This window comes from Dapis brunnea BLCC-M229 (assembly GCF_050015995.1).
Taxonomy (GTDB): Bacteria; Cyanobacteriota; Cyanobacteriia; order Cyanobacteriales; family Microcoleaceae; genus Trichodesmium.
The window spans coordinates 1-13,354 of record NZ_JBNHEP010000277.1 but is presented as its reverse complement, the minus strand read 5'-3'; the positions used below and the strand labels follow the sequence as shown (position 1 = coordinate 13,354).

Annotated in this window: 8 protein-coding genes and 1 riboswitch; of the genes, 3 read left to right on the top strand and 5 right to left on the bottom strand. The window is 33.1% G+C overall.

Annotated features, from left to right (window positions below):
• Nucleotides 1-412 precede the first annotated feature (412 nt).
• Nucleotides 413-1,774: an ATP-dependent protease ATP-binding subunit ClpX gene (gene clpX, locus ACP6PM_RS32045; protein ID WP_426590909.1), complete on the bottom strand. Its 1,362-nt coding sequence runs from the start codon at nucleotides 1,772-1,774 to the stop codon at nucleotides 413-415.
• 1,007 nt (nucleotides 1,775-2,781) lie between these two features.
• A riboswitch (cobalamin riboswitch) is annotated at nucleotides 2,782-2,961 on the top strand.
• Nucleotides 2,962-2,989: 28 nt separating this feature from the next.
• On the opposite strand from clpX, the gene ACP6PM_RS32040 reads away from it, so the two are divergent.
• The 3 genes from ACP6PM_RS32040 to cobW all read left to right on the top strand — a co-directional run bounded on the left by ACP6PM_RS32040 (nucleotide 2,990) and on the right by cobW (nucleotide 6,943).
• A complete protein-coding gene (locus tag ACP6PM_RS32040) occupies nucleotides 2,990-3,670 on the top strand; it encodes a HupE/UreJ family protein (protein WP_426590908.1) in 681 nt (226 codons plus the stop codon).
• Between the two features lie 1,229 nt (nucleotides 3,671-4,899).
• Nucleotides 4,900-5,292: a DUF1636 domain-containing protein gene (locus ACP6PM_RS32035; protein ID WP_426590907.1), complete on the top strand. Its 393-nt coding sequence runs from the start codon at nucleotides 4,900-4,902 to the stop codon at nucleotides 5,290-5,292.
• Nucleotides 5,293-5,896: 604 nt separating this feature from the next.
• Entirely contained in the window at nucleotides 5,897-6,943 is a 1,047-nt protein-coding gene (gene cobW, locus ACP6PM_RS32030; protein ID WP_426590906.1) for a cobalamin biosynthesis protein CobW, read from the top strand.
• 1,312 nt (nucleotides 6,944-8,255) lie between these two features.
• Here cobW and ACP6PM_RS32025 read toward each other — a convergent pair.
• The 4 genes from ACP6PM_RS32025 to ACP6PM_RS32010 form a co-directional block, all read right to left on the bottom strand.
• Nucleotides 8,256-9,935 (bottom strand): ABC1 kinase family protein, encoded by a 1,680-nt coding sequence (locus tag ACP6PM_RS32025; RefSeq protein ID WP_426590905.1) that lies wholly within the window; start codon nucleotides 9,933-9,935, stop codon nucleotides 8,256-8,258.
• A gap of 302 nt (nucleotides 9,936-10,237) precedes the next feature.
• On the bottom strand, nucleotides 10,238-10,381 hold the full coding sequence (locus tag ACP6PM_RS32020; protein ID WP_426590904.1) for a hypothetical protein: 144 nt from the start codon (nucleotides 10,379-10,381) through the stop codon (nucleotides 10,238-10,240).
• 313 nt (nucleotides 10,382-10,694) lie between these two features.
• Entirely contained in the window at nucleotides 10,695-11,276 is a 582-nt protein-coding gene (locus tag ACP6PM_RS32015; protein ID WP_426590903.1) for a transposase, read from the bottom strand.
• 585 nt (nucleotides 11,277-11,861) lie between these two features.
• Complete coding sequence (locus ACP6PM_RS32010; RefSeq protein ID WP_426590902.1) at nucleotides 11,862-12,728, bottom strand: hypothetical protein; 867 nt, start codon at nucleotides 12,726-12,728, stop codon at nucleotides 11,862-11,864.
• Nucleotides 12,729-13,354: the final 626 nt, after the last annotated feature.

The window sequence follows — 13,354 nt, the reverse complement described above, 5'->3', positions numbered from 1 at the left end:
GCTATATCGCTATATTGGGCAGACACTATATATAGTGTCTCTGCGTAAGTCCTGAATATAAAAAATTTAACTAGAATTATCTGCTTTTGCTTTGCTTCCTACATTTCTCAAGATTCTGAGATTATCTCTTCTCCTCTGTGAGGACTTCACTTGCACAGCCCTTGACACCTTAGACTTATAATCGGTAAGGAGGAGAGGGTGTTTTCGTTTACATTTCTCTGAGTTCCTCGACAACCCCCCCTCCTGCTACCCATTCACAAAAGTCTTGGTGTCATAGGGTCGTATGTATCAACAACTTTTAGTGTGCCATCTCCAATAGTCGCCAAGAGCTACAGACCTTATATTCAATCCGATGGTTTTAACCACGAGTAATTATCAATTATCAATTAATGAACCTTTTATTTCAATATTTCTAAGCTGACTCATGTTGTTTATGCCATGCAGGATGCCATAATAACTCAGCAGTAGAACGTTTTTCTACCATTTCTTTACTGATAGTGCAGCGGGTAACATCTTGACGGGATGGTAATTCGTACATAATATCTAACATTAACTCTTCTAAAATACCTCGTAATGCTCTAGCTCCTGTTTTTCGTCTATATGCTTCTTGAGCGATCGCCGTTAGAGCTTCCTTATGAAATTCCAACTTAACATTATCCATCTTCAATAATTTTTGATACTGCTTAACCAAAGCATTTTGTGGTTCGGTTAATATTTTCATTAATGCAGTTTCATCTAATGGATCGATTACTGTTAAAACTGGCATTCGTCCAATAAATTCTGGAATTAAACCAAACTTTACTAAGTCATCTGGTTCTAAATTTTTCAGTACATTAATATTCCGTTTTTCTTTTGATGGTAAAGCTATACTACCTTGATTAATATTCTCGCTCTGAATAAAACCCAAGGATTTTTTTCCCAGTCGTTGTTCAACAATTTTTTCCAGACCTACAAAAGCACCACCACAAATAAACAAAATTGAGCTGGTATCAAGCTGAATAAAATCTTGATAGGGATGTTTACGTCCACCTTGTGGGGGAACATTTACTACTGTCCCCTCCAATATTTTTAATAAAGCTTGTTGTACACCTTCTCCAGATACATCTCGCGTGATCGAAGTATTTTCACTTTTACGGGCAATTTTATCTATTTCATCTATGTATATAATTCCTCTTTGAGCAGACTCTATATCCAAATTTGCTACTTGCAGTAATCTTAATAAAATATTTTCTACATCATCTCCTACATAACCAGCTTCGGTAAGAGTTGTTGCATCCGCTACTGCAAATGGTACATCTAGTAGCTCTGCTAGAGTTTGAGCTAATAAAGTCTTGCCACAACCTGTCGGACCCATCAAGAGAATATTAGATTTTTGTAATTCCACATCAGAGTCAACGCTCTTCTGGCAATTATTTTTTGTTTGGCAACTTAAACGTTTGTAGTGATTGTATACTGCTACTGATAGAACTTTTTTTGCCTGGTGTTGTCCAATTACATGGTCATCTAAATATTGCTTAATTTCCGTAGGTTTGGGAACTTTTTCTAAAGGAATTTTTTTCTTCCCTGAATAGTTTTGATTTTCTAATTGTGCTTCTATTAGACTAGCTGAAGTAGTATTTTTGCTATATTCAAATAATTCTTCTTCTAGTATTTCGTTACAAAGTTCTACGCATTCATTGCAAATATAAACCCCTGGACCTGCTATTAATTTGCGGACTTGATCTTGCGACTTGCCACAAAATGAACATTTAAGCTGGGAATCGTATTTGGACATATTTGTTTTTTTTCCTTGGTGATATTTACTTTATGAAGGGGTTAAATCGTGTTATTTGAGGATAAGTGCTTGAGTTAAACTCCTTACTTTGGTTATATTGAAGTCTAATTTGACAATTTATACTTCTATTTTAAATTATATTCTGTATATTTTTATTTGAGGATTTTTAATGTTACATAATAGCTAAGTAGATTGGTTTAATTATCCGTAAAATAGCGTTTGAGATTCAAAACGCTGAAAAATTTTGAATAACTGACTTCTGGCTTCATTCCCAGATTTTTCGTTTTCAGGTTGATTTATCTCAACGTTGGTTGAAGACCCGCGCTCTCGGTCAGGAGAGGTCAGAGATGGGAAAACCAATCAATGTTGCGCTATTTACGACTTTTGTGCTATATAGGAAGATTAGCTAATCTGCTTTGAGAGTAACTTTTGATTTTTGCTCAATATTTCAATTCTACTTCATCTTTCAAAGATAATAAATTAATAGCTGATAGCTAAGAGCTGACGGCTGAATTATTACGTTATAGAAAACTTTAGTTTCGCAATATTAAAGAGTTTTTCCCACTCCCCTACTACTTATTCCCTCTTGCCAAATTGTAACTATCTTTTTTGAATTTGGTATTATTCCTATAAGATGCTAAATAATACCAATTGGAAAAAAGTTTGCTTCCCTAATTGTCTTATCATAACAACAATTTTGAAGGCAAATCTCACCTACTTATTCAAAATTAATCCTTATTCAAAATTAATCGGCTTTTTGGCTAGTTTAGATTAGATTTTAACCAATAAATAAGGTCAATAGCCTCCCCTTCCAAGGGGATAAAAAAGAAAATTCCGGATTTTCTTGCCTCCCTATTACTGGAGGTACTGTTAACGCAGTTCCTCCGCAGGAGGCTAACTGATAACTGAAATGACCTGCTAGCTTGAACAGATTTTTTCAGAATAAAATGTGGAAATTTTTGTAAAAATTAAAAGTGATTTGAGTCAGATGAGGAATACTGTGATAGGATGACTAATCTATGTTGGATCTAACGGGGTTCAGTCGTTAGAGGTAAGGGGGAAAGTTTGGTGCAAATCCAACGCTGTCCCGCAACTGTGAGATAATTTTAGATTTTATATTTAATTGAAAAAATTAAAAATCTAAAATTTATTGAAGCCAGAATGCCCACCAACATTAAAACAAAATCATTAAGATAATACATCTGCGAGGTACGGATGATATACAAACACAGCAAATCTACAAAACTTAGGCCGGGAAATCAGTTGAAGACAATTAGGGCTATTGTCATATTTTCCTGTGCAAGTTTAATTTTCTTCAGCACAGTAGAATCAGCAATGGCTCATCATCCAATGGGGGGTAGAACACCGGCTAATTTGTGGGAAGGTTTACTTTCTGGTATGGGACATCCCATAATTGGAATGGATCATTTGGCTTTCGTTGTGGCAGTCGGATTAATAGCAGCAACAATCCCTAATGGTATATCAATACTAGCATCTTTTCTCGCTACAGCAATGCTAGGAACAGGTATTCATCTTCTCAGTATTGATTTGCCTTTAACAGAAATAGCGATCGCCTTTTCAGTAGTTACTTTTGGTGTAATGTTAGCTTTTAAACAAAAGCTAAATACTTTATTACTAATTATTTTTGCTGGTATTGCTGGTATATTTCATGGTTATGCTTATGGAGAAGCAATTATTGGTGCAGAAATGACACCATTATTAGCATATTTAGTAGGCTTTACTGCTATTCAATTATTCATAGCATTATTGGCAATGAAGTTGGCTGAATTAGTAAGTAATTATTTGAAAAATCAATTCTTTGCTTTAATCCGTTTTTTAGGTTTAGCCATAAGTAGTATTGGAGTTGTATTTTTCACAAGGGCTATCTTGAGCTAAGATAATGCTTTTCAAGTTAGTCAGGTACATTTATTTTGGCGTTGCTGAATGATAGTATAATTTTAGGATTCAGGAGATAGAAAGAAGTATTTTCTTAACCCTTTGGTAGTTACTCTATTCACTGAAATAATTACTCTAAAATTTCTAAAAATTTTTAGCTATCATGGCTAAAATTAGCAAAGCGGTTATAGCAATCCTAAAATCGGTTATGAAAATTTTTATAACAGTTAGGATAACGGAAAAGCTGTATAATTCTGAACTCTGAATTATGTACGTCGCTAATCTGATTGTTCCCCTATCTAACTACAACCAAAATATTACGACTGAAATAGGGTTGCTATATTTTTCTTCTTTTATATTCCTTGTTAAGGTCTTTATTGAAGAAAATTTTAGGTTGTATATTTAATTGAATGGGGAATGGGGATAAAACTCTAATTAATTTTGCATACCCTAATGCCATTTTTATGTGAAACTGCACAGAATTATGAATTCATTAATTTCCCTGTCTTTATATACTGTCAACTCTGATTAAAATTTTATTATATTTATATGCAACTTCATATTAATTTGGTATAAGTTACTGTGAAGTTTTTGAACAGATTACTCTGAAATAATATTAGGAGGAATCTATTACCTAATACCAATTCTCAAAAACTTTGCTATACTCAATATTTATATTTCTAAATACTATTTATTGAAGTGATATAAGTATTTAATAATATTTGTTATTTTGATAGTTATTTTGACACTTTACAAGTGTAGTAAGTGGGTACAAAAAATTAATTGCATTTTTGATAAGACTAAAATCCTTTTCATATAGGTATTACAGAAAATATAGCTGTGCAATTTATGTTATGGTACTTATTACTTTTCATAAATGGTAAGTAGTTATGCCAGATTAATTACACATACTCTAGGTGCTGAATAACCTATATTGTAAAAACAATAGGGAATAAAATTAGGTAAGAAATGAAAACAAAATCAAGCCGGAGAAAATTCCCTAAAGAGGTTTCTCAGGCACAAATCAAAAATTTCCGGTCTTATTTAATTTACGTTCCTAATTAATTTTGTCTAGGTACTTAATAATAACTCACGATCTAAGGTTCTCGAAAAATAAAACCAGAGCAACAATAAAAGCTAAAATTTTGTACCTAACTACTTTATGTATGAGAATTGCTGTGCCACAATTCAATTGATTCCTACAAATTATCAAAAAAAACAAAATGTCAATGCCACATATTATATTTGTTTGTACTACTTGTGCCAGTGTTTGGCAAGATGGAAAAAGACAAGGTATTAGTGGGGGAGAAAAACTACTGAAACAACTTTCCCAACAGCATAAAAATTGGCAATTAAGTAATAGCTTTTCCATTAAACCAGTAGAATGTATGAGTGCTTGTAGTCACTTTTGTGCTGTTTCTTTTGTTGCTTCTGGTAAGCATACTTATGTATTTGGAGATATACCTTATCAAAGTGAAACTATCTCTGAAATTTCAGAAGCGGTATTAGAATGTGCAAGTCTTTATTATTCTAAACCTGATGGATTATTGCCTTGGTCAGAACGACCTGAAAAACTAAAAAAAGGTGTTTTGGCAAGAGTTCCTCCCTTAACTTTTGCATAGACTTCAGAAATATTTTTAAATGTTTGTTTTCTTTCTCTTAGAACCAGTTTATTTTCCTATATTTGAATGAATCAGAAGTCAGAAGTCAGAAGTTAAATTTATACTTGAGGATGCTCACCACCAACTATAAAAAATTAGGAGGAAGATTAGCTAATATTCAATGAATGTAACTTTTAATTTTCCCTCAGTTTTTCATTATGATTTATCTTTCCAAGAAAATGAGTTAAGAGCTAGGGTTTGCACCCAAAAGTCTTTTTGTTGAGGTAGGGAGTAGGTCGGAGGGAGTAGGGAGTAGTTAAGAATTAGGAGGAGCAGGGAGTTGTACAAGAGGTAGTCGTTCATCATAGCCACTTAAATTTTCTGCTTCGCGTTAGTGCAAAATGCTTAATTTTTCAGCTTTATTAACACAAAAGCTGGTACTTTTTTCAGACCATTAGTTTCTCAAACTTTCGATCTGTAAAATGCTTTTATATTTAATCAGCAAGCCCTAGCTAAGAAGCTTAGAGCAGAAAGCTAAATACTTACTCCATTCATTTATTTTTTTCTCTTCCTTTTCCAGATTCTCAATTTTGTCAAGAAACGTTCAAGAAATACTAATAAAATTATGAGTGCTAAAATTCCAGTTACTGTAATTACAGGTTTTCTCGGTAGTGGTAAAACTACGACAATTCGACATTTATTACAAAATAATCAAGGTCGTCGCATTGCTGTTTTAGTTAATGAATTTGGCGAGGTTGGTATAGATGGAGAACTTCTACGTTCCTGCCAAGTTTGTGATGAGGAAGATTTTAATAATAATATTGTTGAACTAACAAATGGTTGTCTTTGCTGCACTGTGCAAGAAGAATTTTTTCCGACTATGCAAGAACTATTAAAACGTAGAGAAAAAATTGATTCTATTTTAATAGAAACTTCTGGGTTGGCATTACCAAAACCTTTGGTACAAGCATTTCGTTGGCCGGAAATTAAGACTTCTGCTACGGTTGATGGAGTTGTTACTGTTGTTGATTGTGAGGCAGTGGCAAATGGTAGTTTGGTTGGAGATATTGATGCTTTGGAGGCTCAACGTCAAGCTGACCCAAATTTAGACCATGAAACTCCGATTGAGGAGTTATTTGAAGACCAGTTGGCTTGTGCTGATTTAGTTTTATTAACTAAGGTTGATATGGTGGATGAAGCTATTTCTAATAAAGTGCAAAATTGGTTAAGGGAACAGTTGCCTAAAAGTGTCAAAATAGTTCCTTGTATTGGAGGAGAAATTAATCCAGATTTATTGTTGGGTTTTAATGCTGCTGTTGAGGAGAATTTAGATTCTCGTCCTAGTCACCATGATACAGAGGAAGAACACGAACATGATGATGAAGTTAATTCTGTAAATTTAATTTTAGAGCAAGAGTTTGAACCTAAGGAGTTAGTTGAAAGGTTGAAGGGTTTAGTGGCAAATTATGAGATTTATCGGGTTAAGGGTTTTGTGGCGGTGCCAAATAAGTCTATGCGTTTGGTTTTGCAAGGGGTGGGTGATCGCTTTGATTATTTTTATGACCGTCTTTGGCAAAAAGAAGAGATTAGGGAAACTAAGTTGGTATTAATTGGTCGCTCTCTGGAACTAGAAAAAATTCAATCTGAGTTGGGTAATAATTTATCTAATTAAATGAAATATTTCATCCCCTTTTTTCCGGGGATATTTAATATATAAATCTTTGATTCTCGGCATTTAATTTTATGGGAAGAGTTTTTACCAAAGGAGTGACTAGAAAAGTTGAAAAAATTAATGCAAAATTCTGAAATGTATCGGAATTAAAGGTTTTTTCGCAGTGCAAAATAAATCTATCTATGGATTTTGTTTTCGAGGAGTTAGAGCGCGCTCTGATTATTTTTATGAAAACTGATAACTGATAACTTTTGATTGATATGACAATCTCGGCCAAAAAGTAGAGGTTAGGCAAATTCAATTAGTTTTTATTGGTCGTTATTTACCCATAGAAAAAATTCAGTCATATTTTTCTTTTTTGTAGATATATATAGCGGTTTTCACAAAGGTAGACTATGTAGAAAAAAACTATATTTCTCTAAGCGAGTTAATTTAACTTCTATTGCTGTAGTCTATGTTAATGAAAACCGCTATAAATGTTTGATTATCGGCATTTAATTTTAGAGGTCGAAATTTCAACTAAAAGAGTTAAAAGAGTTAGTTGAACGATCGCGCTTATTTTTTTCTTTCTACTTTAATTTTTTTTGCGTTGAATAAAAAGTCTAGCGTATGGGCGAGTATACCCCAATAACATAATAGTATCAGAGTTTATTTGAGGATGCAAGCCGATTTTCCTTTCCACAGGGGCAAATTTTTTTAGAGCTTGAGAAAATGAAATGTTTTGTGATTGTAGTTTAGTAACCTGGGTTTTGTAAGGTAGTGAAGCTCAACCTACTGCTAATTTTTGTCTTGATTTTTTCAGAAATTGAAAAGAATCAGACAACCTTTCAACAAACCTACGAAACAGAACAAACTTCCTCTAGGTTTCATAAATTTCAAATTAGTATAAATTAAAATTTAGTGTTTCACATAAGGCGATAGTTCATCCCACAAATAAGGGCGATTCGCGAATCGCCCCTACATATGGGGTATAATTGCATATTTTACGTAAGTCCTAGTCTTGATATTATCATTATCTATATTGAAAAATCAAATATGCCTCAGCTAATAATTAGCTAAGTAGGTTGGCATTAAAAATTATTGTTATAACTAGGCAAGAGGAAAAAGGCGAGAGACAAATGATGTTGAGCAATTCTAGTTTTTTTTCCAACCTACTTACTTAGACAAAATTATTTGTGTATTTGCGAATCAATTATAACAATGATTACCTGTTCCCTACCTCCTCCAAATATTAAATTAGTTCTGTCGAAGTATTTAATTGACCCTTGAATACTAACTATTTTATCTCCACAAAATCCAGATCAATAAATATTTACTTCTCTGCCATTTTATCTAATTTTTCTCTAACAGATAACTGAAATCCTGACTTTAATACCAATATAAATCCCAATGCTGATAAGATAAAAACTATAATTGCACTCTTTATATAACCTCCTGTCAGTAAAACAGAACCCGATAAGAAAGTAAAACCAGTTATACAAGAAAAAATTAAAGTTTTTAAAGCTAAATTAATCCGTTTTAATAACCGATCATTTTCAATAGAACGAACTCTAAATTGAATTTCACCATCTTCAATTCTTGTTTCCAGTTGGCGAATTAAAATCTCACTTTTACTAGGTTGTTGTAACTTATATTTAATAAAATCTCTTGTCTGTTTTGCCAGTTCACCTACTATCCTACTTCTACCTTGAGCAACAGTTAAACTTTTAACAAAAGGTTGAGAAGAACTAACTAAACTATACTCAGGGTCAAGTTCTCTAGCAATACCATCTAGAGTAGTTAGTGATTTAAGAATAAAAGTCATTTGAGCAGGCAAACGAAATGGTTGTTGTTCAAATAATACATAAAGTTCTTCCTTTATTTCATCAAAATTATAAAAATCTACAGGTTTATCTGTAAAATTTTCCAATAAAAAATTAACTAATCTTCTTACAGGCATCATATCTGGCATTGGTTCAATTAAACCAATGGTAATTAAAGTATTCAGCACCCGATCGACATCTTTTTTTAAAATAGCAAAAAATGTTTGAATCATTTGGTCTTTTGTCAATGACTTTACCTCAGCCATCATGCCAAAATCATAAAAAATTACCTCACCATCTAAACTAACTGCTAAATTTCCTGGATGAGGGTCAGCTTGAAAAAAACCATCCAATAATAACTGCTTTAAATAACAACAAACTCCTATTTGATTAATTCGCTTCGGATTAAGATTACAAGCTTCTATTCGCATCCGGTCATTAATTTTAATTCCCGGTAAATACTCAAGAGTTATAACTTTTTCTGTGGTGTGAGTCCAATAAACACGAGGTACTATTATTTCTGGATACCCTTGAAAATTTTCCCGAAAGCGGTCAGCATTTTTTCCTTCATTCACATAGTCAATTTCTTGATAAAGAATGGTAAAAAAATCATAATAAATAGCATCTAAATCATACTTCTTAGCCCAAGCAAAATACTTTTGACAAAAACGGATAACATTTTTGACAGCTTTCACATCTAAGTCAAATAAAACTTTTAACCCAGGACGTTGTATTTTAACTACAACTTCTTCTCCCGTTTGTAAATTAGCTTTATGTACTTGTCCAAGACTTGCTGCAGCAATAGGTCGTTCCTGAAAATCTCGATACAGAGAATAAAGAGAGTTGCCAAGTTCCGACTCAATAATACCGATCGCTTCTGTCGTCTCAAAAGGAGGCACTTGGTCTTGTAATTTTCCTAGCTCTTCTACATATTCCTTCGGCAATATATCAGCTCGTGTAGATAGAGATTGACCTATTTTAATAAAAGTTGGACCTAAATGGAGCATAGTCTTGACTAACCACTCAGCCCGACGCTTTCTGATAGAGGAAGATTTATTTTGAAGTAAATTATCCCACCATAAAAAGAGAAAAAATTTTCCGGTGGCACTAAAAACATCTATTTGTCTGGTCAGGGGAGAATATTGGGTGCGTTGCCAACGAAGGGACTTAGAAGCTTTTTGAGTGAGCATACGATTCAGTTATTTCATTAATTGATAATGGATAATGAATAATGGATAATTACCTCTGGTTTTACCCTCAAGGATTGAATATAAGGAAATCTCCTAAACTTTTTTTCTCTTGAAATAGAAGGGTTTAAACCGAATTGATTAATTATCAATTATCAATTATCAATTATCCATTGGTAAATCTATCCACTATCCATTGATTTTGATACTCCCTGCACTTCAGGGTGGGGATTTTTAAGCAATCCAAAATTGGACTCTTAAAGGCATTATCAAACTGCCTCTACTAACTCCTTTAAGAGAAAATCTCAAAGTTGTTGATATTTCAGAATATTAGCTGCATCATTAACATCGGCATTCAGTAATAAACCGTTTTTTATTTGATATAAGCCCTGTTGAATTCGCTTTCCTAATGGTTTCCAGCTATCGGGTTTTTCACCAATTATTGGCAATAATTCATCATCTAAAAACCTCGCCTGTGAGGTATAAGACTCTTCATTTTTCTATAAATTCTATTCCATGTAGTTCCCACAACTGCTTGATACGTTATTTGAGTTTAGCAGTGGGGATTTGTATAAACTTTTGGTTGTTTTTTGCTCCAATGTTGATACTATCTTTTTGCCCCTTATTCCATCCAAAAACAATCCTGTCAATTCTATATTTAAGACAATGATTAACCACTAATTTTGCTGCTTTGTTGATCGCTCAAGAATTAAGAATTAAAATGCGTTCAGCATTCTAAATTCTTAATTCTTAATTCTAAATTCATATAGACCAAAATCCTTGAGGTTTGTTGTCTTTAATTGTTGCTACTTGTTTGTTGTACCATTGGTTAACTGATTTTAAATGTCTGCCACTGATTATAAAACTTGTTCCTACATTGCTAAGACAAGCTAACCAATTGTCAAGACCACGATCTATACCAATAACTTTGTCTTTTTCCATAGTTTTGTGTAGCTTTATTTCTAATTGATATACCCACTCAACATAAAAACAATTATTACGAGGTATAATCCTGATTTTTCTAATTTTTTTAAAGTCAAGATTGTTGGGAAAGTTTAACAAAAAACTATCAACTTTAAAAGCAGCTTGAACTTTTTTACCCAAAGGTACTCTGACTTTATTTTCTGTCAATTTTAGAGCTTGTTTGGGATAAGTTATAAATGCTAATCCTCCCTTTTTTCTATATTTTATAAGCTGAGGTTTGTTTGAAAACTCTCCTGCTAAGTGCTTGTAAGAAAGCTCTTTGTAGGACTGAAAAGATTCTGCCACTGCTCTGAGAGTTTGTTGTGCTGCTCGAGAATGAAGAAATTTATAATTAAAATTTGACAATAATATAGCAATCATATTTTATTCGTCTCAAAAATATTACTGCTTTTTAGGGAACACTTAACTGGGAACAAGGAACAGGTGGGAGTTTCAGTTTTTTTATTTACTTTTTGATTTGTCGCAACCTATTTAGGATTGCTATAGTTTCTCTAAATCATATTTGCCTGTGATGTACCCTAATTTAAAGTACCATTGACTTGCAAAATAAATCCCATAATTAATAACTCTATTGACTGTGGTACACAAATACTCCAAACAGCGAATAAATTCGAGATTTTTGATTAACTCTTGTTGGCATCCATACAATTTACTTTACTTCCTTTTTGTCACAATAATCAGTAGTACTATAACATACTATATCTATGATTTGCCACTTGAAAACAGAAAAAAGTTGCCCTAGAAGGGCGGGGCTTTAAACCCATTTTTTTGGTAACTGGGAAAGGAAAATTCGGGAAGATGACTATATTTAACTCCAAGGAAGAAAGAAGAGGGCTTTAAACTAAAAATTTAGTTGAAAAAGATACCGTAAGGGAAAAGAAGAGTTCAAAGCTAGGTTTTCTATAGACGGTAGGAAGCGAGTTTTGCTAGAGAATAGAGAATTTCTCATCTTTTTTCTGCTTCTTTTTTAGCAATTTCACTATTTTTTTGATAAAGTTCAGCTCTATTCACTGCCACATCATACCGTGAATAACTAGGTGAAACAGAGGACATTAGTTCTGCTGCTTGTTGCCATGTCTTGGCGATCGCTACCCACTCTTCTTGAGACTGAGCAATTTTACCATCAGCAACAGCTTTTTGAGCAAGTCGCACTGCTTGAGTAAAAGCTGCTTTCGACTTAACTTCAGTATCTTCTGAATATTTTTTATTAGTAGAAGATGGAGACTGGGAAATTGTATTTTCTGAAGTTTTTATTTGATCTATTCCGGAGAGGTTGAACCATCTATTAACTTGGATACCTAAAGTTAGCATCAGCAGACTCAGAAAAAAAATGCCTATTACATCAGGTTGGAATTGATTTGGCTTTGGCATTCCCGTAGAATAAACAGTTTTAGACAGAGGTATTTTAGTTGGTTGAGGCTTATTTGTCTGAAAATTATTTGTTATTTGTTTGAAAATATTGGGTTTAGCCAAAGTGATTTTTTGAGACCAAAGTAATTGATTTTCTGGATCTCTAGTAATATCCTCAAGCCAAAGTAATTGTTGTTCTTGGAGAATTCTACTATTAATTTTTACTTGCTGAATATTACGAGGTGAAATTTCTTCAAGGGTCTGTTTAACCTGTTCTACAATATTAGACTTTTCTAACTGTTGAACTTGAGGTGCTTCACATAAAACTTGCAAAACACCATCAGAAAATATAGCTCTAATTCTGATATCTAATGTAGCTAGCTGTTCATTCAGAATTTGAATAATCGCTGCTACACTACCCCGACGTGCTTGGGTAAATATATCATTAGTTTGATTAGCCATTGATAGTTAATAGTATTGATTTAATAGTTCCCAGATATTGAATATAATTCTTAATCCATCTAAATATTATTTCTTGATGGTATTGCTACACAATTTAGCAGATAATACTAAGTAAAAATTCCTATTGCGTATGTCGCAATAGAACCGCTGACTATTGAATTATCAAGAATAGAGAAATGTGGCCGGGAGAAAAGAAGAAATATCTAACAGACTTTCATACAGTTTTTTGTAGTAAGACTTTAAAGAAACTTTCATTAATGGGTAATTATCCATTACCTCTGGTTAAAACCGTGAGGGAATTGAATATAAGGAAATATTATTTCTTTTCTCTTGGTCGAGGGATGGCGAGGTTTCCTCGCCATCCCATCCTACGGACTGCTCTGCAAACGACCGCTTTTTCCACTTTCAAGGGGAGGCTAATAAAGCTGAATTATTTAATTAATAATTATTAATTATTCGGTAAAACTAGGGTGACAATTGGAGTTTCAAAAGTCTTATGCTAAAATTTGCGATAGCATTAGAGGATTCATTTCAGTTATCAGTTATCAGTACCTCTGAGTGAACCATCGGGATTAGGTAGTGCTCAATATGTAATGATAGAAGAGTAAAAGTTACTGTTGTCCATC